The organism is Pseudomonas sp. AN3A02 (genome assembly GCF_011765255.1).
GTDB lineage: Bacteria > Pseudomonadota > Gammaproteobacteria > Pseudomonadales > Pseudomonadaceae > Aquipseudomonas.
Window position 1 is genome coordinate 1,152,113 of the sequence record NZ_JAARNI010000001.1, and the last position, 26,311, is coordinate 1,178,423.

Annotated in this window: 16 protein-coding genes; 9 read left to right on the forward strand and 7 right to left on the reverse strand. The window is 61.1% G+C overall.

Annotated elements, in window-relative coordinates:
- The first annotated feature begins 246 nt into the window (after positions 1–246).
- A complete protein-coding gene (locus HBJ59_RS05415) occupies positions 247–2,937 on the forward strand; it encodes a bifunctional diguanylate cyclase/phosphodiesterase (RefSeq protein WP_076015496.1) in 2,691 nt (896 codons plus the stop codon).
- A 74-nt stretch (positions 2,938–3,011) separates the two neighbouring features.
- On the forward strand, positions 3,012–3,659 hold the full coding sequence (msrA, locus tag HBJ59_RS05420; RefSeq protein ID WP_167662933.1) for a peptide-methionine (S)-S-oxide reductase MsrA: 648 nt from the start codon (positions 3,012–3,014) through the stop codon (positions 3,657–3,659).
- 133 nt (positions 3,660–3,792) lie between these two features.
- Here the strand turns inward: msrA and HBJ59_RS05425 are convergent, their stop codons facing one another.
- On the reverse strand, positions 3,793–4,629 hold the full coding sequence (locus tag HBJ59_RS05425; RefSeq protein WP_076015494.1) for a 23S rRNA (adenine(2030)-N(6))-methyltransferase RlmJ: 837 nt from the start codon (positions 4,627–4,629) through the stop codon (positions 3,793–3,795).
- 174 nt (positions 4,630–4,803) lie between these two features.
- On the opposite strand from HBJ59_RS05425, the gene HBJ59_RS05430 reads away from it, so the two are divergent.
- Complete coding sequence (locus tag HBJ59_RS05430) at positions 4,804–6,081, forward strand: O-acetylhomoserine aminocarboxypropyltransferase/cysteine synthase family protein (RefSeq protein ID WP_167662934.1); 1,278 nt, start codon at positions 4,804–4,806, stop codon at positions 6,079–6,081.
- Here the strand turns inward: HBJ59_RS05430 and HBJ59_RS05435 are convergent.
- The 4 genes from HBJ59_RS05435 to HBJ59_RS05450 all read right to left on the reverse strand — a co-directional run bounded on the left by HBJ59_RS05435 (position 6,067) and on the right by HBJ59_RS05450 (position 10,915).
- Positions 6,067–6,780, reverse strand: coding sequence for a DUF4123 domain-containing protein (locus tag HBJ59_RS05435; RefSeq protein ID WP_167662935.1), 714 nt, complete (start codon positions 6,778–6,780; stop codon positions 6,067–6,069). The two genes, HBJ59_RS05430 and HBJ59_RS05435, sit on opposite strands and share 15 nt — an antisense overlap.
- Positions 6,777–8,798, reverse strand: coding sequence for a type VI secretion system tip protein VgrG (locus HBJ59_RS05440; protein ID WP_167662936.1), 2,022 nt, complete (start codon positions 8,796–8,798; stop codon positions 6,777–6,779). The genes HBJ59_RS05435 and HBJ59_RS05440 overlap by 4 nt, the downstream gene beginning before the upstream one ends.
- Before the next feature lie 204 nt (positions 8,799–9,002).
- Positions 9,003–10,487: a sodium/proline symporter PutP gene (putP, locus tag HBJ59_RS05445; protein ID WP_076015490.1), complete on the reverse strand. Its 1,485-nt coding sequence runs from the start codon at positions 10,485–10,487 to the stop codon at positions 9,003–9,005.
- Positions 10,488–10,609: 122 nt separating this feature from the next.
- Positions 10,610–10,915, reverse strand: coding sequence for a hypothetical protein (locus HBJ59_RS05450; RefSeq protein ID WP_159442635.1), 306 nt, complete (start codon positions 10,913–10,915; stop codon positions 10,610–10,612).
- Between the two features lie 29 nt (positions 10,916–10,944).
- Between HBJ59_RS05450 and putA the strand changes: the two genes are divergently transcribed.
- Both putA and HBJ59_RS05460 read left to right on the forward strand, forming a co-directional pair.
- Positions 10,945–14,898 (forward strand): trifunctional transcriptional regulator/proline dehydrogenase/L-glutamate gamma-semialdehyde dehydrogenase, encoded by a 3,954-nt coding sequence (gene putA, locus HBJ59_RS05455; protein WP_076015489.1) that lies wholly within the window; start codon positions 10,945–10,947, stop codon positions 14,896–14,898.
- Positions 14,899–15,124: 226 nt separating this feature from the next.
- Entirely contained in the window at positions 15,125–16,927 is a 1,803-nt protein-coding gene (locus HBJ59_RS05460) for an acyl-CoA dehydrogenase (protein WP_167662937.1), read from the forward strand.
- Here the strand turns inward: HBJ59_RS05460 and HBJ59_RS05465 are convergent.
- Both HBJ59_RS05465 and HBJ59_RS05470 read right to left on the reverse strand, forming a co-directional pair.
- Entirely contained in the window at positions 16,924–17,217 is a 294-nt protein-coding gene (locus HBJ59_RS05465) for a cell division protein ZapA (protein WP_003209415.1), read from the reverse strand. The two genes, HBJ59_RS05460 and HBJ59_RS05465, sit on opposite strands and share 4 nt — an antisense overlap.
- The gene (locus HBJ59_RS05470) at positions 17,214–17,444 is read right to left on the reverse strand and encodes a hypothetical protein (RefSeq protein ID WP_003209413.1); all 231 of its coding nucleotides are present in this window, start codon (positions 17,442–17,444) and stop codon (positions 17,214–17,216) included. The genes HBJ59_RS05465 and HBJ59_RS05470 overlap by 4 nt, the downstream gene beginning before the upstream one ends.
- A gap of 277 nt (positions 17,445–17,721) precedes the next feature.
- On the opposite strand from HBJ59_RS05470, the gene HBJ59_RS05475 reads away from it, so the two are divergent.
- From HBJ59_RS05475 to selO, 4 genes are all read left to right on the forward strand, one after another.
- Positions 17,722–19,347 (forward strand): methyl-accepting chemotaxis protein, encoded by a 1,626-nt coding sequence (locus HBJ59_RS05475; protein ID WP_010169254.1) that lies wholly within the window; start codon positions 17,722–17,724, stop codon positions 19,345–19,347.
- A 233-nt stretch (positions 19,348–19,580) separates the two neighbouring features.
- Entirely contained in the window at positions 19,581–21,323 is a 1,743-nt protein-coding gene (locus tag HBJ59_RS05480; protein WP_076015486.1) for a potassium/proton antiporter, read from the forward strand.
- Between the two features lie 70 nt (positions 21,324–21,393).
- Complete coding sequence (mscK, locus tag HBJ59_RS05485; RefSeq protein ID WP_076015485.1) at positions 21,394–24,744, forward strand: mechanosensitive channel MscK; 3,351 nt, start codon at positions 21,394–21,396, stop codon at positions 24,742–24,744.
- Positions 24,745–24,793: 49 nt separating this feature from the next.
- A complete protein-coding gene (gene selO / locus HBJ59_RS05490) occupies positions 24,794–26,257 on the forward strand; it encodes a protein adenylyltransferase SelO (RefSeq protein WP_167662938.1) in 1,464 nt (487 codons plus the stop codon).
- Positions 26,258–26,311 lie beyond the last annotated feature (54 nt).

A 26,311-nucleotide genomic window follows, 5' to 3' on the forward strand; every position in this document is an offset into this window, starting at 1 on the left:
TGAACGCGGTGCCTGGACGTTTTTTCGCGAGCAAGCTCGCTCCTACAGTTGGGGTCGTATCTGGCGTTGAAAAAGCCATCGGTCACCCCGGTTGTAGAAAACCGTTCGCTGGCCGATAACCCACTTATAGCACTTAGCCTTCATCCTCTCTTGTCAGCCCGTGCCGCATGATGCAACCTTGCCGCAGGCAACAGTAAAGAGGGCGTGAGCCCGGCGCGAAGCGCATTTTTCCAAGCGAGTTCCCCCATGAAAAGCCAACCCGATGTCGCCCGTACGGCGGCCGAGGTAGTGACGCAATTACCGGTGCCTTCGCGCCTCGGTATGCTGCGTTTCGAGCGGCTTAATGAGGCAAGCTGGGCCCTGCTGTACCTCGACCCCAATTGCGAACGCCAATTCGGCCTGTCCGCCGTCGAGCTGTGCGCCTTGATCGGCTCGCCCTACGCCAGCCTGATGGAACCCCAGGCGCGTTATCAGCTGCATGATGCGATCCAGCAACAGCTGACCATCAGCCCGCACTACCTGGTGCGCTACACCCTGCACACCAATGACGGCCCGTTAAGCCTGCTGGAGCTGGGTGAGGCCTACAAACAGCACAACCGCCACCTGCTGCGTGGCTACCTGATGGTGGTCGATGGCCTTTTCAGTGATATTTCGCTGGCCCCTGCCGTGGATCTCGAAAGCCAGAACAGCCGCTTGCAGATCGCCCTGGAACTCAACCAGCGCGCCCAGCAGGAACAACTGCAACACCTTGAGCGGGTGCGCGCCCAGCAGGAACTGATTCTGTTGCTGGCCCGTCAGCGCTACAGCACCAACAACTCGCTGCAAGAAGCCGCCGAGCTGATCACCCGCAGTGCCTGCGATATCTACCAGATCGACTGCGCCAGTATCTGGAACCTCGAAAACCAGCACCTGGTGCCGATTTCCGCCTATCACCGCGCCGATCAGCAGCACCACCTGCCAGAGCCTATCGATGCCAGTGGCTTCCCGGATTACCTGGAAGCCCTGCAAACCAGCCGCGCCATCGATGCCAACAACGCCCTGCGCGACCCACGCACCCGGGAAATGGTCGAGAGCCTGCGCCCACGGGACATCCACGCGATGCTCGATGCCAGCATCCGGGTCGATGGCAACGTGGTCGGGGTGTTGTGCCTGGAGCAGAGTGGCAGCACCCGCGTGTGGCAGTCCGACGAGATCGCCTTTGCCGGCGAGTTGGCCGACCAGTTCGCCCAAGTGATCAACAACCACAATCGCCGCACCGCCACCAGCGCGCTGCACTTGTTCCAGCGGGCCGTGGAGCAAAGCGCCAATGCGTTTCTGCTGGTCAATTGCGACGGCGTGGTGGAATACGTCAACCCCAGCTTTACCGCGATCACCCAATACAGCACCGAAGAAGTCCATGGCCACCAGCTGTCGGAACTGCCGGCGCTGGAGAACCTCAGCGAGCTGCTGTTCGACGCGCCTTCGAGCCTGGCCAAGAGCAACAGCTGGCAAGGCGAGTTCAAGAGCCGGCGCAAGAACCTCGAACCCTATTGGGGCCAGCTGTCTATCTCCAAGGTCTATGGCGACAACCGTGAGCTGACGCACTACATCGGCATCTACGAAGACATCACCCAGACCAAGCTGGCCCAGCAGCGCATCGAGCGCCTGGCCTACACCGACAACCTGACTAACCTGGGCAACCGCCCGGCGTTCATCCGCAACCTGGACGAACGTTTTGCCCGGGACAGCGACAGCCCCATCAGCCTGCTGCTGGTGGACATCGACAACTTCAAGCGGATCAACGATAGCCTCGGCCACCAGACCGGCGACAAGCTGCTGATCAGCCTGGCCCGGCGCCTGCGCAACAGCCTGACGGCCAGCGGTAGCCTGGCGCGGTTTGCCAGTAACGAGTTTGCCGTGCTGCTGGACGATACCGACCTTGAAACCGGCCAGCAGGTCGCCAGCCAATTGCTGGCGACTCTCGACAAGCCGATGTTCGTCGACAACCAACTGATCAGCGTCACCGGCTCCGTGGGCCTCGCCTGCGCGCCACTGCATGGCCGCGACCCGCAAACCCTGATGCGCAACGCAGGCCTGGCGCTGCACAAGGCCAAGGCCAACGGCAAGCACCAGGTGCAAGTGTTTACCGAGGCACTGAACGCCGAAGCCAGTTACAAGCTGTTCGTGGAAAACAACCTGCGCCGCGCCCTGACCCAGAATGAACTGGACGTGTTCTACCAGCCCAAGCTGTGCCTGCGCAGTGGTCGCCTGCTGGGCATGGAAGCACTGCTACGCTGGAACCATCCGGAAAAGGGCATGATCCGCCCCGACCAATTCATCAGCGTGGCTGAAGAGACCGGGCTGATCATCCCCATCGGCAAATGGATCGCCCGCCAGGCCTGCCGCATGAGCCGCCAACTGACCGCTGCCGGCCTGGGCAACCTGCAGGTGGCCATCAACCTGTCGCCCAAGCAGTTTTCCGACCCGGACCTGGTGGCCTCGATTGCCACGATCCTCAAGGAAGAACAGTTGCCCGCCAACCTGCTGGAGCTGGAGCTGACCGAAGGCCTGCTGCTGGAAGCCACTGAAGACACCCGCCTGCAACTGGACCAACTGAAGAGTTTTGGCCTGACCCTGGCCATGGATGACTTCGGCACCGGCTACTCGTCACTCAGCTACCTGAAAAAATTCCCGATCGACATCATCAAGATTGATCGCAGCTTTATTCATGAAATCCCGGACAACCAGGACGACATGGAAATCACCTCGGCGGTGATCGCCATGGCTCACAACCTCAAGCTCAAGGTAGTGGCCGAAGGCATCGAGACCTCCGAACAGCTGGCGTTCCTGCGCCGTCACCGTTGCGACGTCGGCCAGGGCTACCTGTTCGACCGGCCAATCCCGGGGTCCGAGCTGATCGAGAAGCTTAAACGCTACCCTCGCGGGCCAATCGCCTGACAGCGCGGTAACACTCGGGCAAACTGGCAGTCTGAATTCTTACCTGTAACTCAATCTGACTGAGAGGACTGATCATGGTCTTGCGCTCGGAAATTCTGGTGAACAAAAACGTGCTTCCTACTCAAGAACAAGCTTTGCCTGGCCGTGAAACCCCGATGTCCCTGCCCGAGACTCACTTCGTCAACGGCAACCCGCTGCTCGGCCCGTTTGTCGACAACGTAGAGTTTGCGATCTTCGGCCTGGGCTGTTTCTGGGGTGCGGAACGCAAGTTCTGGCAGCGCGACGGCGTGGTCAGCACAGTGGTGGGTTATGCCGGCGGCTACACGCCGAACCCGACTTATGAAGAAGTCTGCTCGGGCCTGACCGGCCACAGCGAAGTGGTGCTGGTGGTGTTTGACCAGGACAAGATAAGCTACGAAGATCTGCTGAAAATGTTCTGGGAACTGCACAACCCGACGCAGGGCATGCGCCAGGGCAATGACATCGGCAGCCAGTATCGGTCGGTGATCTATGCGGTCAAACCGGAGCATCTGGAAGCGGCGAAGGCCAGTGCACAGGCTTATCAGAATGAACTGACCAAGGCCGGCCTGGGCACCATCACCACAGAAATCGAAGAAGCGCCGACGGTGTACTTCGCCGAGGCGTATCACCAGCAGTACCTGGCGAAGAATCCGCAGGGCTATTGCGGGATTGGCGGCACAGGTGTGACCTGCCCGATCTAAGAGCGACACCGATAAAAATGTGGGAGCGGGCTTGCTCGCGAATGCGGAGTATCAGTCACTGAATGTGTTTCTGATACACCGCATTCCCGAGCAAGCCCGCTCCCACATTGGTCTTCAATACCTTGAGATTGGCTTACTCGGCGATAAGCCAATCCATCTGCCAGCCACCCTGGGTTTGCCCAAGCTGCTTGGACAACCACGGCAACAGCTCACGCAATTCTTCCTCCAAACCCCACGGCGGGTTGGCAATCGCCAAACCCGAACCGGTCAGGGTGTTCGGCGTATCCAGCGGATGCACCAGCAATTCCACCCGCAGCAACTTCGGCGCACCGGTACCGGCCAGGTCCTGGTAGAAGCGGCGCAACATGCGCTGGTCCTTCACCGGGTACCAGATCGCGGCCACTGTCTGGCGCATCCGGCTCACGGCTTCCTTGAGGGATGCGGCGCAGCGCTGCATCTCATCGAGCTTTTCGAACGGCGGGTCAATCAGCATCAGTGCGCGCTTTTCCGGTACCGGCAGCAATGCGCGGGGCACGTGCCAGCCTTCGCCAAGGTGCACTTTCACCCGACGGTCGCCCTTCATGTTGTCCTTGAGCAGCAAGCCGTCTTCCGGGTGCTTCTCGTTGAGCAACACGCGGTCCTGAGGGCGAGTCAGACGTCGCGCCAGCTCCGGGGAACCCGGGTAGTAGCGCAACTCGCCATCCGGGTTCATCTCGTGCAGCACGCGCATGTAGTCGGCGGTCAGCGGCGGCAGGTCGGCCTGGCCCCACAGGCGGGCGATGCCCTCCAGGTACTCACCGGTGCGGTTCGCCTGATCGCCCTGCAGGTCGTACAGACCAATGCCGGCGTGGGTGTCGAGATAGGCAAACGGCTGCTCCTTGCGCGACATCAGGGCGATGAGGCGGGTCAAGGTCAGGTGTTTGAAGACATCGGCGTGGTTGCCGGCGTGAAAGGCGTGACGATAATTCATGGTTGCTCCTGCGCAGGGGGCGAAGTTTACCTTTTACGCAGGCAAAGGTGCAGGGCTGCGCGTCAGGTGGTGCTTATGCCGCAAACACAGGGGCGCCGCCGAAAATAGTCTAATTGCCGGTACGAAAGCGGATTTATTGTGGCCAGCAATTATCCATGGAGGTCATAAAAACTCATGAAAGACGCCACCATCGCCCTGCACCACGGCTTCAAGTCGGACCCGACCACCAAGGCCGTCGCCGTGCCGATCTACCAGAACGTCGCCTTCGAATTCGATAACGCCCAGCACGGCGCGGACCTGTTCAACCTCGACGTGCCCGGCAATATCTACACACGCATCATGAACCCCACCAATGACGTGCTGGAGCAACGCATCGCAGCACTCGAAGGCGGCATCGCGGCCCTGGCCGTGTCGGCCGGCAGCGCGGCGATCCACTACGCGATCCAGACCCTGACCCGTGCCGGTGACAACATTGTCACCACCCCGCAGTTGTATGGTGGCACCTACACCCTGTTCGCCCATTTGCTGCCGAGTTTCGGCGTCGACGTGCGCTTCGCCCGTGACGACTCAGCCGCAGCCATCGCCGAACTGATCGATGACAACACCAAGCTGGTGTATTGCGAAAGCATTGGCAACCCGGCGGGCAATATCATCGACATCGAAGCCCTCGCCGACGTCGCCCACGCCCGAGGTGTTCCACTGATGGTGGACAACACCGTGGCCACGCCGATCCTGTGCAAGCCGATCCAGTTCGGCGCGGACATCGTCGTGCACTCGGTGACCAAATACGTCGGCGGCCATGGCAACTCGCTGGGTGGTGTAATCGTCGACAGCGGCACCTTTCCCTGGACTCAATACCCGGAGAAATTCCCCGGCCTCAACCAGCCCGAGCCGGCCTATCACGGCGTGGTCTACACCGAAAAATTCGGCCCCGCGGCGTTCATTGCCCGCGCCCGCACCGTGCCCCTGCGCAACACCGGCGCGGCCTTGGCGCCGATGAATGCATTCCTGCTGCTGCAAGGCCTGGAAACCCTGGCCCTGCGCATGGAGCGCCACACCGAAAACGCCTTGAAGATTGCCCACTTCCTGCAAGACCACGAGCTGGTGGAGTGGGTCAGCTACGCCGGCCTGCCGGATCACCCACACCATCATCTGGCGCAGAAATACATGCAGGGCAAACCGTCGGCGATTCTGTCCTTCGGCCTGAAGGGCGGTTATGAGGCTGGCGTACGTTTCTATGACTCACTGCAAATCTTCAAGCGCCTGGTGAACATCGGCGATGCCAAGTCCCTGGCCTGTCATCCGGCGTCCACCACCCACCGTCAGATGAATGAACAAGAGCAGGCGAAAGCCGGGGTGAAGCCGGAGATGATTCGCCTGTCAGTCGGCATTGAGGCGATTGAGGACCTGATCGAGGACTTGCAGCAGTCTTTGGCTTCAACCCAACTCTGAGCCCAGCCAGGCAGCCAGCGCCTGATGACTGACATCCGGCCGGTGCACGAAGTGAGCGACCTTGTGCTTCAGGGTCGCCGGCGCAAAGGCACCGTGCAGGTCCGGGCGTTGTTCTTCCAGCCATTGCAGCAGGTTATCCACCAGCGTGACGCTCGATTGCTCACTCAAGTGCTGGAGAACCTGCGGCGGCACTTGCCACCACGGGCTTGGCTTTGCCGCTCCCACCGTTGTGACGGCTACCTCAAGCTGGCGACCATTGATCCAGTAGCGACTGAACACCGGGAGCAACGCCTTTGCCTGCGGCCCCAGTGCCTGCAAAACAGGCAGTACATAGGCGCCGTCCCAGAAGCGAAAGAACACCGCCTGCCCTTCCGGCAACATTACCTTGGTCAGGCTGCGCAGATGCTCGACGACGGTTTGTACGGGACAGGACGACACAGCCAACCATCCCCAATCAGTACCTTCGCATTCGTCGGCCCATTTCAGAAAAGCACTTTCAACGGCAACCACCGCAACGTAGGGCATGACTTCATCCCATGCCGCATATTCGCTGTCCGCCCAGACTGGACTGAGCGAGCTACCACTGGTACGACGCCAGGCTTCAAGCGGCTTGCAGTCGCTGGCATTACCCAACACCGCAAACAACTGCTCACCCGCCTGCAATGGTGCAGACGCCAACCATTGCCCTGGAGAAATCATGGCGCACCTCCGGCCAGTGATGCGTTGCGGTGCAGAGGCCTGTCACACACGCCATTCCTGCAGCGCTCGCACTCTTCACAAAAGGGCGCACTGCGTTTCAGGCTGAACACCTGCACGGCACTCAGCGGTGCCGGTATCACCGCCAGCAACTTTTCCTGTAGCCCCGCCATCAGAGGCGCTGCCACCGATGCCGGCGAGCCGCCAACCTGAACCTCTGTGCTGCTGAAAATCCCGTCTGACGAAACGTTGATCCAGTGCCCGCCAGCCTGAAGGGTCACGCTGGCGCCCGCGTCGATAACGATGCTTTGCCCGGCGCCAATTCGAATGGTCATGCCGGCACGCGTTTGCTGCGAGCCGGCGATCATCAGGTGATCGTCCTGCTTGAGTTCGGTCAGGCGGTTGCCGTGGGTGGTGCGCTGTTCTTCGCCCTGAAGGTCATGACGATCGAGACCTTTCACAATGACATTGCGCTGATTGTCGACCCGCACGTGCTGGTCATGGAGTACGTGTTGGGTCCAGTTGCGCTGGGCACGCAGGTAGATTTCCTCGGCGCCCTTGCGGTCCTCGATGCGTAGCTCGTTGTAGCCACCGCCGCCGGGGCTGGTCTGGCTACGAAAGATGCTGCGGGTCTTGTCGGCCGGCAGGTCCAGCGGCACTGGCGTCGCCGCATTGGCCAGGCAGCCGACCACCAGTGGCGTGTCGGCGTCACCATTGACGAAGCCCACCAGCACTTCCATGCCCACCCGTGGAATCAGCACCGCGCCGTAATGTTCATGGGCCCAGCCACTGGCCACACGGAGCCAGCAGCTGGAATGTTCGTTGTGCTCCCCGGCGCGATCCCAGGCCAGTTGCACCTTGACCCGACCGTATTCGTCGCAGTGGATTTCACTGTCGACGGGGCCAGTGACAACCGCGTTCTGATAACCGGATAGGGGGGTGCGTACCGGCGGCAGGTCGGGGCGAAAAACCGTGTCCCAGGGCGTGGCGACAAAGGTGTTGCTGTATCCCTGGAGCGCCCCATCGCCCATAGACTCCTCAAGTACTTGAGGCTGACTGCCGCGGTGAGCGACCCGAGTCACCAGCCAAAGATCATTCCATTCCTCGCGGGGGTGCGCTGCCATCTTGAAAAGCTGACCACTGACCAACGACGGTTGATCGCCACTGCCATGGGCCTGTCGATAGTCGCCGCGATGTCGCTCAAGAGCCCGCTGCGCCAAGTGCTTGCCGTGGGCCCGATCGGTGAAGTGGCCGGGATAGTCGTGATCTTCCAAGGACGGAAGCTGCTCGCCGAGTACTTCACTTTCCAGCTGCAGTCGCGGCTTGCGAAAGTCGTAATCGCGCAGGTTTACACCCGTCGTGCGGGTTTCCAGACGCACCGAAAAACGCTTGATCACGGGTGCATCGGCGACCATCCCGGTGCCAGGCACATAGTCAGTCGCCTGCTCACCCTGCGCGAACACCGCCTGGTCATCACCAAATACCAGGAGGTGCCCGTCGGGACTGTGCTGGAAATGGTAGTGAATCCCCAACTCGGCACACAGGCGCTGGATAAACCCCAAATCGCTTTCACCAAACTGCACGCAGTACTCACGCTCGGGATACACGCCCGCCAACCTGAATTCGAAAGCATCGCCGTGGATGCCCTGCCCTTCCAGCACCCGCTTGATGATCTGCGGCACACTCTGGTGCTGGAAAATACGCTGGTGGCTGCTGTGTTGCAGGTACGCCAGGCGTGGCACCAGGCTGATCTGGTAGCGGGTCAGGCGCCTGCCGGAATCGCCCTGGGCAACGCGGTAGATTTGGCCGTGAATGCCATTCCCCTGAGCATCGAAGCTCAAGAAGGCCTGGCGGTGCAGCAGGCTTTCAAGGTCGAGGTCTGGCTGGTCGCTGACCAGTTCAAGGTCGAAGCGATAAGGCTCGCTGATGGCTTCGTTGCCCTTGAACTCAAAAACCTTGAGATCACTGGGCACGCCGTCGAGGGTCAGGGTAAAGGCACTTTGATTGGCAGGAGCGAACATCCGGTGTTTCTCTGCGAGTAGTGGGTGGCCGATTCTGCACCAGCTGTTTGCCGAGCTGAGTGCGCTGCAGGCAAATCAGTAAATCCCTACGCCGTGAGCCCCCTGTTCCTATCCACCCCCCTTGAATGCCGCCCATAAAAAACGGCCCGTCATCCATGGGATGCGGGCCGTTTTCACTTCAGCGGGCATTCAAGCCCCCGCCGATTACTTGTTGAGGTTGTAATCCGCCTCGGCCGCGTCAAACCGCTGAACCATGCCAGCCGTCGGAGCGCCCAGCTTGCTCACGAAGTAGATCGCCAGGCTGGCAAAGATGAAGCCCGGGATGATTTCGTACAGGCCCAACAGGTTGAAGTGCTTCCACACGATCACGGTGATCGCCCCCACCAGGATGCCGGCCAGTGCGCCATTACGCGTCATGCCTTTCCACAGTACCGAGATCAGCACCACAGGACCGAATGCAGCACCGAAACCAGCCCAGGCGTAGCTCACCAGGCCCAGTACGCGGTTTTCCGGGTTGGCGGCCATGGCGATGGCGATCAGCGCCACCAGCAGCACCATGGCGCGACCGACCCACACCAGCTCAACCTGGGAGGCGTTTTTACGCAGGAAGGTTTTGTAGAAGTCTTCGGTCAGGGCGCTGGAGCACACCAGCAACTGGCAGCTCAGGGTGCTCATCACGGCAGCCAGGATGGCCGACAGCAGCACACCGGCAATCCATGGGTTGAACAGCAGCTTGGCCAGTTCGATGAACACACGCTCGTGGTTCTCTGTCACGGGACCGGCGACTTCCGGGTGCGCCGAGAAGTAGGCGATACCGAAGAAGCCCACCGCCACGGTGCCGCCCAGGCACAGGATCATCCAGGTCATGGAGATACGACGTGCATTGGCAATCGATTTCACCGAATCCGCCGCCATGAAACGCGCGAGGATGTGCGGCTGGCCGAAGTAACCCAGGCCCCAGCCCATCAGCGAAATGACGCCGATGAAGGTGGTGTTTTTCAGCATGTTGAAGTTGTCAGGGTTCTGCGCTTCGATCGCCAGGAAGGTGGTGTCGACGCCACCGGTGGCCAGCAGCACGATGATCGGCGTGAGCAACAGGGCGAAGATCATCAGCGTGGCTTGTACGGTGTCAGTCCAGCTCACCGCTAGGAAACCACCGACGAAGGTGTAGGCAATCGTCGCGGCAGCACCGGCCCACAGCGCAGTCTCGTAGGACATGCCGAAAGTGCTTTCAAACAGGCGGGCGCCGGCCACGATGCCGGAAGCGCAGTAAATGGTGAAGAACACCAGGATCACCACCGCAGAGATGATCCGCAGCAGGCCGCTTTTATCTTCGAAACGACTGGAGAAGTAATCCGGCAGGGTCAGGGCGTCGCCGTTGTGCTCGGTCTGCACTCGCAGGCGGCCGGCAACAAACAGCCAGTTAAGGTAGGCACCGACGATCAGGCCGATGGCGATCCAGCTTTCCGACAGGCCAGACATGTAAATCGCGCCGGGCAAGCCCATCAGCAACCACCCGCTCATGTCCGAGGCGCCGGCCGAGAGCGCGGTGACCACGCTGCCGAGGCTGCGACCGCCCAGAATGTAGTCGGAAAGGTTATTGGTGGAGCGATAGGCCATAAAGCCGATCAGCACCATGGCAGCGATATAGATCACAAAGGTGATCAGGGTAGGATTACTTACGCTCATTGAGTTACGCCCTGGCATTGTTTTTATGTAGCGGCGGTCTGTCCGGACGGCCACCCACTAGCTAGTGGATAGACGAAGCCTGGCGCCGCGCATTTATGACTGACGTTTCCCCAGGAAAGCCATCAGCCGATGAACCGCCGGTAAGAGGTTGCACCTTGGGCGCGAATGCTATTCAACAAAGTAAATAAGGTGCAACCAGTTTCTTGAGAATAAGTTGCACCTTGATGTGTTTTCCGGAAAACACCGTGTTTTTGCTCCTTTTCGGAGCAAGCACAGCCAAAGTCAGAAGCAAATGTACCAAGACGCAGCCGATTCGGCTGTGGCGATAATTTTTCCCGATCAGCATCAAAAATTTCATGGATAAAAAGGGTTGCACCCGGTTGCACCTCTCTCGGCGCAAAGCTAATCTTGCCGCCAGCTGATGCCACGCAGTAGTGGCACCCATGAGGATAAAAAGATGGCTACGACCACCCTTGGGGTCAAACTTGACGACCCGACCCGCGAGCGCCTGAAGGCGGCCGCGACCTCCATTGATCGCACGCCGCACTGGCTGATCAAGCAGGCGATTTTCAATTACCTGGAGAAACTCGAGGGTGGTGCAACCCTGGCCGAGCTCAACGGCATGGGCAGCAAGGACGCAGAAGAAGCCGGCGAGGTCCAGACCGACCACGCCCACCAGTGCTTCCTGGAGTTCGCCGAGAGCATCCTGCCGCAATCGGTACTGCGCGCGTCGATCACCGCCGCTTACCGTCGCCCGGAACCGGAAGTGGTGCCGATGCTGATCGAGCAGGCTCGCCTGCCTGCGGCAATGGCCGAAGCCACCAACAAGCTCGCCTCTTCGATCGCCGAGAAACTGCGCAATCAGAAAAGCGCCGGCGGACGTGCAGGCATCGTCCAGGGCCTGCTGCAAGAATTCTCCCTGTCGTCCCAGGAAGGTGTAGCGCTGATGTGCCTCGCCGAAGCGCTGTTGCGCATCCCGGACAAAGGCACCCGCGACGCGCTGATCCGCGACAAAATCAGCACCGGCAACTGGCACCCACACTTGGGCAACAGCCCGTCGCTGTTCGTCAACGCCGCCACTTGGGGCCTGCTGCTGACCGGCAAACTGGTCGCCACCCATAACGAAGCCGGCCTGACGTCGTCCCTGAGCCGCATCATCGGCAAGAGCGGCGAGCCGATGATCCGCAAGGGCGTCGACATGGCCATGCGCCTGATGGGCGAGCAGTTCGTCACCGGCGAAACCATCGCCGAGGCCTTGGCCAATGCGAGCAAGTTCGAAGCCAAGGGCTTCCGCTACTCCTACGACATGCTCGGTGAAGCCGCGCTCACCGAACACGACGCCCAGAAATACCTGGCCTCGTACGAACAAGCCATCCACTCGATCGGCAAAGCGTCCCACGGTCGTGGGATTTATGAAGGCCCGGGCATTTCCATCAAGCTCTCGGCCCTGCACCCGCGTTACAGCCGTGCGCAATACGAGCGTGTGATGGACGAGCTGTACCCGCGCCTGCTGTCGCTGACCCTGCTGGCCAAGCAATACGACATCGGTTTGAACATCGACGCCGAAGAAGCCGATCGCCTGGAGCTGTCGCTCGACCTGCTGGAACGCCTGTGCTTCGAGCCGCAACTGACGGGCTGGAACGGTATCGGCTTCGTGATCCAGGCTTACCAGAAGCGTTGCCCGTATGTGATCGACTACGTGATCGACCTGGCACGCCGCAGCCGCCATCGCCTGATGATCCGTCTGGTGAAAGGCGCGTACTGGGACAGCGAAATCAAGCGCGCCCAGGTCGAAGGCCTGGAAGGCTATCCGGTCTACACCCGCAAGGTGTACACCGACGTTTCCTACATTGCCTGTGCACGCAAACTGCTCTCGGTTCCGGAAGTTATCTACCCGCAGTTCGCTACCCACAACGCTCACACCTTGTCGGCGATTTACCATATTGCCGGTCAGAACTATTACCCCGGCCAGTACGAGTTCCAATGCCTGCACGGCATGGGCGAACCTCTGTACGAGCAGGTTGTAGGCAAGGTCTCCGAAGGCAAGCTGAACCGTCCGTGCCGCGTGTACGCACCGGTCGGTACTCACGAAACATTGCTGGCTTACCTGGTGCGTCGCCTGCTGGAAAACGGCGCCAACACTTCGTTCGTCAACCGGATTGCTGACCAATCCATCTCGATCCAGGAGCTGGTGGCCGATCCAGTGGCCAGCATCGAGCAGATGGCGACGCAGGAAGGCGGCTTCGGCCTGCCGCACCCGCGTATCCCGCTGCCCCGCGACCTGTACGGTGCCGAGCGCGCCAACTCCGCCGGTATCGACCTGGCCAACGAACACCGTTTGGCGTCGCTGTCCTGCGCCTTGCTGGCCACCGCGCACAACAACTGGAAAGCCGCGCCGATGCTCGGTTGCGCTTCCAGCAACGAAGCGGCTGCACCGGTGTTGAACCCGTCGGATCTGCGTGACGTGGTCGGCCATGTGCAGGAAGCGACTGTCGAAGATGTCGATAACGCGATCCAGTGTGCCCTGAACGCTGCGCCAATCTGGCAGGCCACCCCGCCCGCCGAACGCGCCGCGATCCTGGAACGTGCCGCCGACCTGATGGAAGGCGAGATCCAGCCACTGATGGGCCTGCTGGCCCGCGAAGCCGGAAAAACCTTCGCCAACGCCATCGCCGAAGTGCGTGAAGCCGTGGACTTCCTGCGCTACTACGCAGTGCAGGCCCGTAACGATTTCACCAATGACGCCCACCGGCCCCTGGGCCCAGTGGTGTGCATCAGCCCGTGGAACTTCCCGCTGGCGATCTTCAGTGGCCAGGTCGCTGCTGCACTGGCCGCCGGTAACCCGGTGCTGGCCAAGCCTGCCGAGCAAACACCATTGGTTGCCGCACAAGCCGTGCGCCTGCTGCTGGAAGCCGGGATTCCGGAAGGCGTGCTGCAACTGCTGCCGGGCCAGGGCGAAACCGTCGGTGCCCGCCTGGTGGGTGATGATCGCGTCAAGGGCGTGATGTTCACCGGCTCCACCGAAGTCGCGCGTCTGCTCCAACGCAACGTCGCCGGCCGCCTGGATGCACAGGGTCGTCCGATTCCGCTGATCGCCGAAACTGGTGGCCAGAACGCGATGATCGTCGATTCCTCGGCACTCACCGAACAAGTGGTGATCGACGTGGTGTCCTCGGCCTTCGACAGTGCCGGCCAACGCTGCTCGGCCCTGCGCGTTCTGTGCTTGCAGGAAGATTCCGCTGATCGCGTCATCGAAATGCTTAAAGGTGCCATGGCTGAATGCCGCCTCGGCAACCCGGAGCGCCTGTCGGTGGACATTGGCCCGGTGATCGACGCCGAAGCCAAAGCCGGTATCGAGAAACACATCCAGGCCATGCGCGACAAAGGCCGCAACGTTTACCAGGTCGCGATTGCCGATAGCGAAGAGGTCAAGCGCGGCACGTTCGTGATGCCGACCCTGATCGAACTGGAAAGCTTCGACGAACTGCAACGGGAAATCTTCGGCCCGGTGCTGCACGTGGTGCGCTACAAGCGCAAAGAGATCGACCAGCTTATCGGCCAGATCAATGCCTCCGGCTACGGCCTGACCCTGGGCGTGCACACTCGCATCGACGAGACCATCGCCAAGGTGATCGACAACGTCCATGCCGGTAACGTCTACGTTAACCGCAACATTGTGGGTGCCGTGGTCGGCGTGCAGCCGTTCGGCGGCGAAGGTTTGTCGGGTACCGGCCCTAAAGCCGGCGGTCCGCTGTACCTGTACCGTCTGCTGTCGACACGTCCTACGGATGCCATCGAGCAATCCTTCGTTCGCGGTGATGCCGTGACAGCACCGGATGTTCGCCTGCGGGATGCCATGAGCAAGCCGCTGACGGCACTGCAAGCCTGGGCCGACAGCAACAAGCTCAGCGACTTGAGCGCCCTGTGCGTGCAGTTCGCCGCGCAATCCCAAAGCGGTATCACCCGCCAACTGGCCGGCCCGACCGGCGAGCGCAACAGCTACGCCATCCTGCCCCGCGAGCACGTGTTGTGCCTGGCGGAAGTGGAAGGCGACCTGCTGACGCAACTGGCGGCGGTACTGGCAGTCGGCGGCTCGGCGGTATGGCCGGAAACTGAATTGACCAAGGCCGTGCTCGCACGCTTGCCGAAAGAGCTTCAGGCGAAGGTCAAGCTGGTGGCTGACTGGACCAAGGATGAAACCGTATTTGATGCCGTACTGCATCACGGCGATTCCGACCAACTGCGCGGGGTTTGCCAGCAAGTGGCCAAGCGTGGCGGGGCGATTGTCGGGGTTCACGGTTTGTCTTCCGGCGAAACCGGGATTGCCCTGGAACGCCTGGTGATCGAGCGGGCGTTGAGCGTCAACACCGCTGCGGCGGGTGGTAACGCCAGCCTGATGACCATCGGCTAACTGAAGAAACGCGGTCAAAATGTGGGAGCGGGCTTGCTCGCGAATGCGGAGTGTCAGTCACCGGATGTACTGACTGATCCACCGCATTCGCGAGCAAGCCCGCTCCCACATTAACCGCGCTCCACCTTCGAGCCGCGTTTTGCCCCTCCATCACCCAGATCAATCTTGCTATCCAGCCTCTATTTGCGCACTTAGACTCGGCCCATTCCCACACAGGTAAGCCGCCATGTCCGAGACGCTGCTCAGTTCCCGCAATCTGGCTTTCGAGCTGTACGAAGTCCTCGATGCCGAGGGCCTGACCCAGCGCGAGCGGTTTGCCGAACACAACCGTGAAACCTTCGACGCTGCCATCGGCACCGCCCGCAGCATTGCCGAGAAGTTTTTCGCCCCGCACAACCGCAAGGGCGACGAGAACGAACCCCGCTACGAGAACGGTCAGGCGATTCTGATTCCTGAAGTGAAACCGGCGGTGGATGCCTTCCTTGAAGCCGGCTTTCTCAACGCCGCCCGCAGCTTCGACGCTGGCGGCATGCAATTGCCAACCCTGCTGTCCCAAGCCTGTTTCGCACACTTCCAGTCAGCCAACGCCGCTTCCACGTCCTACCCGTTCCTGACCATGGGCGCCGCCAACCTGATCGAGAGCTTCGGCACCGAGGAGCAGAAACAACGCTTCCTGCAACCGATGATCGAAGGCCGTTTCTTCGGCACCATGGCCTTGACCGAGCCCCACGCCGGTTCGTCGCTGTCGGATATTCGTACCCGCGCAGAGCCGGCGGCTGACGGCAGCTATCGCCTCAAGGGCAACAAGATCTTCATCTCCGGTGGCGATCACCCGCTGTCGGAAAACATCGTGCACATGGTGCTGGCCAAACTGCCGGATGCGCCCGCCGGGGTGAAGGGCATTTCGCTGTTTATCGTGCCCAAGTTCCTGGTCAACGACGACGGCAGCCTGGGCAAACGCAACGATGTGCTGCTGGCTGGGCTGTTTCACAAGATGGGTTGGCGCGGCACCACCTCGACCGCGCTGAATTTCGGCGATAACGGCGAGTGTGTCGGCTACCTGGTGGGCAAACCGCACCAAGGCCTGAGCTGCATGTTCCAGATGATGAACGAAGCGCGGATCGGCGTGGGCATGGGCGCGGTGATGCTCGGTTACGCCGGCTACCTGTACTCCCTGGAATACGCCCGCGAGCGCCCGCAAGGCCGCCTGCCGGACAGCAAGGATCCGAACACCGCGCCGGTGTCGATCATTCAGCACGCCGACATCAAGCGCATGCTGTTGACCCAAAAAGCCTACGTGGAAGGTGCCTTCGACCTTGGCCTGTACGCCGCACGCCTGTTCGACGACACCACCACCCTGGAAACCGAAGCTGCGCGCAAACAGGCCCACGAACTGCTGGATCTGCTGACGCCTATCGTCAAATCCTGGCCATCGGAGTTTTGCCTGAAGGCCAACGAACTGGCGATCCAGATCCTCGGCGGCCACGGCTACACCCGTGAATACCCGGTGGAACAGTACTACCGCGACAACCGCCTGAATCCGATCCATGAAGGCACCCACGGCATTCAGTCGCTGGATCTGCTCGGGCGCAAGCTGGCGCAGAACGGCGGTGCGGGCTTGAAACAACTGATTCGCCTGATCGCCGAGACCGGCGCGCGGGCACAGCAATACCCGTCGCTGACTGCCTTGCGGGAACCGCTGGAACAACTGGTAACGCGCCTGCAAGAGGTCACCCTCGGCCTGCTGACGGATCTCGCCCAGGGCAAGGTCAACAGCAGCCTGGCGAATTCGGCGCTGTACCTGAAGGTGTTCGGGCATACGGTGATTGGCTGGCGCTGGCTGGAACAGGCGATTCGCGCCGAGGAAGGGCTGGCCAAAGGCAATGCTGCCGATGTCGCCTTCTATAAAGGCAAGCTCCAGGCCGCCCGGTACTTCCTGACGTGGGAAATACCGGGCTGCCATCATGAACTGGCGATTCTCGAGGCACGCGATGACACGTGCCTGGGGATGCAGGATGAGTGGTTCTAAGGCGTTCCGATCGCCTTGGAAATCACTTCGACCGTGGCGCTGACTTGCTCTTGGTAACGGTCGAGTTCCTGCTGGTGGTGCTTTTGCATTTCGATCTGCTCGGCGCACAGGTTCAGCGCCGCCAGCACCAATAGCTTGTCACCGATCAGCGTCGGGTACTTTTTCTTGGTGGTGGCCAGGGATGCCTTGAGCATCGTCACGGCGCTCATCAGGGTGTTGTCTTCCCCTTCCGGTGCCTTGATCGAGTAATCCTCACCGAGAATCGAAACGACCTTTATCCCTTCATTCATGCGCTGACAGGACCTGCGCTCACACGCTCAACCAACGCCTGGATACGGGCGGCGGTGGCGCCCTGCTTTTCTTCCTGTTCCATCAGGTTGAGTTGCAGGCTGTCGTTCTCATCCTTGGCGCGAGCCAGTTCGGCCTTGAGGGATTCGTTGGTGCCCAGCAGATCCTGGTTCTGCTGTACCAGGTCACTGACCAGTTGTTCCAATTGGCTGAGGGATGCTTCTAACATTTTGATTTCTCGGGCTTTTTCAAAGGGCGGTGACGATAAAGAAAAATCACCTCGGATGCCAGGGTTATCCCCGGCGCGGGGCCTTGATTTTACAGGGCAGGCCACGCTTTCGAGCCTTAGTGACTGCATTTATGGCATCTGGTTCCTGAATCCCGTCGGACCGTCCCGACCTGCGACAAAAGCGCGCACCCCCTCAAGACTTTAGTCGTATGACCGATAGGTCATGGACACCCCGCCCAAACCCCGCATGGATCGCGCTTCTCCCCAGGATCACAGCATGTCTCTTCGTAATATGAATATCGCGCCGCGGGCCTTCCTCGGCTTCGCGTTGATTGGCGCGCTGATGTTGTTTCTCGGCGTGTTCGCGTTGAACCAGATGAGCAAGATTCGCGCGGCGACGGAAGACATCACCCTCAGCAGCGTGCCGAGCATTCGCGCCCTGGACGAGTTCACCCAGCTGACCCTGCGCCTGCGGGTGCTGTCCTATCGCCTGCTGACCAACCGCGAGCCCGACGTCCAGCAAAAGACCCTTGAGTCTTTTGACGTGCGCAATCAGCAGATTCGTACGGCCCAGGCGGTCTACGAGAAGTTGATCGACAGCAGCGAAGAACGTGCTGCCTACGATGAATATGTGCGTCTGCTGGCCCAGTACCATCAGATTGAAGAGCGCATGAAGAGCCTGTCACGAGCCAATCAGGTGGAAGAACTGCGCACGCTGCTGAATACCGAGCTGCTGAACAACTCGGATCAGGTCAATGCCGTATTGAACCGCCTGCTGGACATCAACAACAAGATGGCGCTGGCCACCAACCAGCAAGCTGCCGACCAGTACGACCTGGCGTTTGAGCTGGTGGTGATCCTGCTGATCCTCGCCACTGCATTGACCATGCTGTTCGCCTGGCTGCTGACCCGCAGCATTACCCAGCCGATCGCCCAGGCCCTGGATGCCGCCGAGGAAATCGCCGAAGGCAACCTGACGCGCCCGATCAAGGTGGAAGGCAACGACGAAGCCGGCCGACTACTGTTGGCAATGGCCAAGATGCAGGACAAATTGAAGGACACTTTGCAGCGCATTTCCGGCTCGGCCACCCAATTGGCCTCCGCCGCGGAAGAGCTGAATGCCGTGACCGACGAAAGCGCCCGTGGCCTGACCCAGCAAAACAACGAAATCGAACAGGCCGCCACGGCGGTGAACGAGATGACCAGCGCGGTTGAAGAAGTGGCCCGCAACGCGGTCAGCACTTCCGAAGCCTCGAAGAACGCCACTTCGTCTGCGGGCGATGGCCGTGATTTGGTGCAGGAAACCGTCAGCGCCATTGAACGCATGAGCAGCGACGTGCAAGCCACCGCGACCCTGATCGGCAACCTGGCGGAAGAGTCCCGGGACATCGGCAAGGTGCTGGACGTGATTCGCGGCCTGGCCGACCAGACCAACCTGCTGGCCCTGAACGCAGCGATTGAAGCAGCGCGTGCCGGTGAAGCCGGGCGTGGTTTTGCGGTGGTGGCGGATGAAGTGCGGGCCCTGGCCCATCGCACCCAGCAGTCCACCAGCGAGATCGAGCGGATGATCGGCAGCATCCAAGCCGGTACCGAGCATGCAGTGGATTCGATGCGCAACAGCACCGAGCGTGCAGAGTCGACGCTGAATATCGCCAAGGGTGCGGGGATGTCGCTGGACACCATCAATACCGCCATCGTTGAAATCAACGAGCGCAATCTGGTGATCGCCAGTGCCGCTGAAGAGCAGGCGCAGGTGGCGCGGGAAGTGGATCGCAACCTGGTGAACATTCGCGATTTGTCGGTGCAATCGGCGACCGGCGCCAGCCAGACCAGTGCGGCGAGCAGCGAGCTGTCGCGGTTGGCGGTGGATTTGAACGGGATGGTGGGGCGGTTCAGGCTTTAACTGACACCGCATCACTAAAATGTGGGAGCGGGCTTGCTCGCGAATGCGGTGTGTCAGTCACCTTAGTGGTTGGCTGACACACCGCATTCGCGAGCAAGCCCGCTCCCACATTAGATATGCGCTAGCCATTCAAACCTTTTTGACAGCACAGCAATTCAACAGGTTAGAATCGCTGGCACGCAGACTGCATGGTCAGTTTGCGCCTCGTCTTTCCCGCTCATGGAGTACTGCCTTTGAATGCGACGACCATCAACAGCCTGTTCTTGATCGGCGCGTTGCTGGTAGGTGCGAGCATTCTGGTGAGTTCTCTTTCGTCCCGCCTGGGCATCCCGATCCTGGTGATCATCCTGGCCGTGGGCATGATCGCCGGCGTCGACGGCGGCGGCATCATCTTCGATAACTACCCGACTGCCTACCTCGTGGGCAACCTCGCCCTGGCCGTGATCCTGCTCGATGGCGGCTTGCGAACACGGGTGGCGAGTTTTCGCGTGGCGCTCTGGCCCGCGCTGTCCCTGGCGACGGTCGGGGTACTGATCACCACCGGACTCACCGGCATGGCAGCCGCCTGGCTGTTCAACCTCAACATCATTCAAGGCCTGCTGATCGGCGCCATCGTCGGCTCCACGGACGCCGCAGCGGTGTTCTCGCTGCTGGGCGGCAAGGGCCTGAACGAACGGGTCACCGCCAGCCTGGAAATCGAATCCGGCAGCAACGACCCGATGGCGGTGTTCCTTACCGTCACCCTGATCGACATGCTTGCCAGCGGCCAGACCGGCCTGCACTGGAGCCTGCTGGGCCACCTGATCCGCGAGTTCGGCATCGGCGGCATCATTGGCCTGGGCGGCGGCTGGTTGATGCTGCAGATGGTCAACCGGATCAACCTGGCCAACGGCCTGTACCCGATCCTTGTGATTTCCGGCGGCCTGTTCGTGTTTGCCCTGACCAACGCCCTGCACGGCAGCGGCTTCCTCGCGGTTTACCTGTGCGGTTTGGTGATCGGCAACCGCCCGGTGCGCAGCCGACATGGCATTTTGCATATGCTCGACGGCATGGCCTGGCTCGCGCAGATCGGCATGTTCCTGGTGTTGGGCCTGCTGGTCACGCCCCATGATCTGCTGCCCATCGCGCTACCCGCCCTGGGCCTGGCGCTGTGGATGATCCTGTTTGCCCGGCCGCTGTCGGTCATGGTCGGCCTGCTGCCGTTCAAGGCCTTCCATGGTCGAGAGAAAGCCTTTATTGCCTGGGTCGGCTTGCGCGGCGCGGTCCCGATCATTCTGGCGGTGTTCCCGCTGATGGCCGGCCTGCCCCACGCACAGCTGTACTTCAACCTGGCGTTCTTTATCGTGCTGGTGTCGCTGCTGGTGCAAGGCACGAGCCTGCCATGGGTGGCCAAGCTGTTGAAAGTGACCGTACCGCCCGAGCCCGCCCCAATCTCCCGGGCGGCCCTGGAAGTGCACGTCACCAGCGAGTGGGAGCTGTTCGTCTACCGCCTGGGCGCCGAAAAATGGTGCATCGGCGCCGCCCTTCGGGAGCTGAAAATGCCCGAAGGCACACGGATCGCTGCGCTGTTTCGTGGCCAGCAACTGCTCCATCCGTCGGGTAGTACGGTGCTGGAAGTCGACGATTTGCTCTGCGTGATCGGCCATGAACACAACTTGCCGGCCCTCGGCAAACTGTTCAGCCAGGCACCACAACGGGGCCTCGACCTGCGCTTCTTCGGTGACTTCGTCCTGGAAGGCGACGCCCAGCTGGGCGCGGTTTCGGCGCTGTACGGGCTCAAGCTCGAGGGCATCGACCCGGACATGCCACTGAGTCGCTTCATCACCCAGAAAGTCGGCGGGGCACCCGTGGTCGGCGACCAGGTGGAATGGAACAACACCATTTGGACCGTCGCCGTCATGGACGGGAACAAGATCGGCAAAGTCGGCGTCAGATTCCCCGAAGGAAGTCGCCCGGGCCCCGGACTCTTCCTCTAAACTGCGGGGCGACGGCGCGCCAGTCGATGTCGGGACGCCCCCTATTTATCACCTTGCTCGACCGGTCTCTATGACAACCCTGCGCACTTTTCTCGCTACTGCCCTGCTGGGCCTGACTCTCTGCGTCGGCACCGTGCACGCCGCCGACCCGCCCAGCATCGACTCCGTCCAGCAAACCCTGGACAAGCTGCCAGACCGCAAGCTGCCCGACGCCGACATGAAGGCGCTGCAAAGCATCCTGCAGCAGACCCTCACCTTCCTCGGCAACCAGCAGGATTACCAGCAGCGCCTGGTCGACCTCAAGCGCCAGCTGGAAGACGCGCCGCGCCAGAGCGCCGAGAACCAGCGCGAGCTGACCCGACTCAAAGCCACCAAGGTGATTCCGGTCGCCCAACGCTACGCCACCTTGCCGGTGCCGCAACTTGAACAACTGCTGGTGCAGCGCACCACCCAGCAAGGCGACCTGCAAAAGGACCTGGCCGACGCCAACAGCCTGAGCATCGCCGCCCAGACCCGCCCGGAACGCGCCCAGACCGAAATCAGCAGCAGCCAGACGCGCATCCAGCAAATCAACTCGATCCTCAAGGCCGGCAAAGACAATGGCAAGGCCCTCAGCGGTGACCAGCGCAACCAGCTGAACGCCGAGCTGGCCGCCCTCAATGCGCTGATTCCATTGCGCCGCCAGGAGCTGGCCGGCAACAGCCAGTTGCAAGACCTGGGCAACAGCCAACACGATCTGGTACTGGAAAAAACCGCGCGCCTGGAGCAGGAAATCCAGGACCTGCAAACCCTGATCAACCAGAAACGCCTGGCCCAGTCCCAGGAAACCGTGACCCAGCAGTCCATCGAAGCCCAAAAGGCCGGTGGCAGCAGCCTGCTCGCCACGGAAAGCGCCGCCAACCTGAAACTGTCCGACTACCTGCTCAAAAGCACCGACCGGCTCAACGAACTGACCCAGAAAAACCTGCAAACCAAGCAGCAACTGGACAGCGTGACCCAAAGCGACTCGGCGCTGGACGAACAGATCAACGTGCTCAAGGGCAGCCTCCTGTTGTCCAAGATCCTCTACAAGCAGAAGCAGGCCCTCCCGCGCCTGACCGTGGACCGAGACCTGGCAGATGACATCGCCAACATTCGCCTGTACCAGTTCGAGGTCAATCAACAGCGCGAACTGATCAGCACCCCGAGCACCTACGTCGACAACCTGCTGGTCAACCAACCGGCCGACCAGGTCACACCACAACTGCGCCGCACACTGCTGGAACTGGCGATCACCCGCAGCGACCTGCTGGAGCGCCTCAGCCGCGAGCTGAGCGCACTACTCAACGAATCCATCACCCTGCAACTGAACCAGAAACAACTGCTGAGTACCGCCAGCACGTTGCGGGCAACCCTCGACGAGCAAATGTTCTGGATTCCCAGCAACAAGCCGCTGGACACCGAATGGCTGGAAACCGTACCGGCGCACCTGAGCAAGCAGGTCACCACCTTGCCTTGGGCTTCCAGCGTCAGCGAACTGTATGACGGCCTGACCCAGCGCCCGCTGCTGTTCCTGCCCCTGCTGCTGTTGATCGGCGCGCTGCTGTGGCGTCGTAGCTACCTGTATGAGCGCCTGAAAAAAATCCACCAGGACATCGGCCACTTCAAGCGCGACAGCCAATGGCACACGCCGGTGGCGATCCTGGTGAATATCGCCCTGGCAATGCCGGTGGCCCTGGGCCTGGCGCTGTGCGGTTATGCGTTGCAGATCGATGCCCGCGGGCAAAACGCCAACCTCGGCGCAGCCTTGCTGCAGATCGCCCAGGCGTGGCTGGTGTTCTACACCGCCTATCGGATCCTCGCGCCCGGCGGCGTCGCCGAGCTGCATTTCCGTTGGGAAAAACCCCAGGTCGAATTCCTCCAGGGCTGGATACGCAAGCTCGGGCTGGTGGTGCTGGCGTTGGTGGCCGTGGTGGCCATCGCCGAGCATCAGCCAGCGGCGCTGGCAGACGACGTACTGGGCATCGGCGTGGTACTGACCTGCTACGCACTGATGGCATGGCTGCTCGGGCGCCTGCTGCTCAATAGCCCGACCCACGAAAAAGCCTCGCTGTTTCGCAAAGCCGTCGGCCTGATGTTTACCGCGCTGCCGGTCGCGCTGTTTATTGCCGTGTGCTTTGGCTACTACTACACCGCCCTCAAGCTCAGCGACCGGTTGATCAACACCCTGTACCTGCTGATGTTCTGGCTGGTGATCGAAGCCACCTTCGTCCGTGGCCTGGGGGTTGCCGCACGGCGCCTGGCCTACGCGCGGGCCCTGGCCAAACGCCAGGCCGCCAAGGAAGCGGGGGACGGCGAAGCGGTTATCGAAGAACCGACCCTGGACATCGAACAGGTCAACGAGCAGTCGATGCGACTGATTCGCCTGGCGCTGCTCGGCGGCTTTATCGCCGCGCTGTATTGGGTGTGGTCTGACTTGATCTCGGTATTTTCCTACCTGGACAACGTCACCCTTTACGAATACACCAGCGGCACCGGCGCCAATATCAGCATGGTGCCCATCAGCATCGGCGACTTGCTCGGCGCTTTGATCATCATCGGCATCACCTTCGCCCTGGCGCGCAACCTGCCCGGCTTGCTGGAGGTGTTGGTACTGTCCAAGCTGGACCTGGCCCAAGGCAGCGCCTATGCCACCACCACCTTGTTGTCCTACGTGATTGCCGGCGTGGGTTTTGTCTCCACCCTGTCGACCCTCGGCGTGAGCTGGGACAAGTTGCAATGGCTGGTGGCCGCGCTCTCGGTGGGATTGGGCTTCGGGATGCAGGAAATCTTCGCCAACTTCATCTCCGGCATCATGATCCTGTTCGAGCGCCCGGTACGGATCGGCGACACCATCACCATCGGCAACCTGTCGGGCACGGTGAGCAAGATCCGCATCCGCGCCACCACCATCACCGACTTCGACCGCAAGGACATCATTGTCCCGAACAAGACGTTCATCACCGGGCAACTGATCAACTGGTCGCTGACCGACACCATCACTCGGGTCACCCTGAAACTGGGCGTGGACTACGGCTCGGACCTGGACCTGGTGAAGGAACTGCTGCTCAAGGCCGCCTCCGAAAACCCGCGCGTCCTGAAGGACCCGGCGCCCCATGTGTACTTCCTCAACTTCGGTGAAAGCACCCTCGACCACGAACTGCGCATGCATGTGCGCGACCTGGGCGACCGCAACCCGGTGATCGATGAGGTCAACCGCTTCATCAACCGCGAGTTCAAGAACCACCACATCAACATCTCGTTCCGGCAGATGGAGGTTTACCTGAAAAACCTGCATGGCCAGGAATACAAACTGGTGCCGGTGGAAGAAGAAAAAAGAACCATCCTGCCGCTCGCCAAGGACCAGGACCTGCCCGAGCCGCCGCCCGCCAAACTCGACTAAACGCGCTATCCCCAGCAGAATGGTCGGACATTCTGCTGGGAGATGGCCGTTGAAAGCCCTCGACGAACTGACCTTCGACAACCGCTTCGCCCGCCTGGGCGACGGCTTCTCAACCCACGTGCTGCCCGAACCCATCGACGAACCGCGTTTGGTGGTCGCGAGTGAAGCGGCCATGGCGCTGCTGGATCTCGACCCTGCCGTGGCCGAAACGCCGGTATTTGCCGAGCTGTTCGGCGGGCACAAGCTGTGGGCCGAGGCCGAGCCGCGCGCGATGATCTATTCCGGGCATCAGTTCGGCTCCTACAACCCGCAACTGGGTGATGGACGTGGATTGCTGCTGGGCGAGGTTTACAACGAAGCCGGCGAACATTGGGACCTGCACCTCAAGGGCGCCGGGCAAACCCCGTATTCGCGCATGGGCGATGGGCGTGCGGTGCTGCGGTCGTCGATTCGCGAGTTTCTGGCGTCCGAAGCGTTGCATGCACTGGGCATTCCCAGCAGTCGTGCACTGTGTGTTATCGGTTCCACCACGCCGGTATGGCGCGAGAAACAGGAGCGCGCCGCCATGGTGCTGCGCCTGGCCCATAGCCACGTGCGCTTTGGGCATTTTGAATATTTCTACTACACCAAGAAGCCCGAATTGCAAAAGCAATTGGCGGAGCACGTGCTGTCCCTGCACTTCCCCGAATGCATGGAACAGCCGGAGCCGTATCTGGCGATGTTCCGAGAAATTGTCGAGCGTAATGCCGAGTTGATCGCCAAGTGGCAGGCCTATGGGTTCTGCCACGGAGTGATGAACACCGACAACATGTCGATCCTCGGCATCACCTTCGACTTCGGACCGTTTGCGTTCCTGGACGATTTCGACGCGCAGTTCATCTGCAACCACTCGGACCATGAAGGGCGCTATTCCTTCAGCAACCAGGTGCCGATCGGGCAGTGGAACCTGAGCGCGCTGGCCCAGGCGTTGACGCCGTTTATCAGTGTCGAGGCGCTGCGGGAAACGCTGGGGCTGTATCTGCCGTTGTTCCAGGCCCACTACCTGGACCTGATGCGCCGCCGGTTGGGCCTCACTACCGCCGAAGATGACGATCAAAAACTGGTAGAGCGCCTGCTGCAACTGATGCAGAACAGCGGCGTCGACTACACCCTGTTCTTCCGCCGGCTGGGGGATGAATCCGCCGCGTTGGCCGTGGCGCGGTTGCGCGACGACTTTGTCGACCTCAAGGGGTTTGATGAGTGGGCCGACCTGTACAAAGCACGTGTCGAGCGGGAAGCCAGTGGCACAGAAGAACAGCGACGTGAGCGGGTGCATGCAGTGAATCCGCTTTATATCCTGCGCAACTATTTGGCGCAGAACGCCATCCAGGCGGCAGAGCTTGGGGATTACAGTGAAGTGCGCCGGTTGCACGAGGTGCTGACCAAACCGTTTGAGGAACAGCCGGGGATGGAGCAATACGCTCAGCGGCCGCCGGATTGGGGGAAGCATTTGGAGATTAGTTGTTCGTCGTAGGAGTTAAACCCGAGCGACATATAAAGAAATAAATACCGGACGCGCCTGACATCA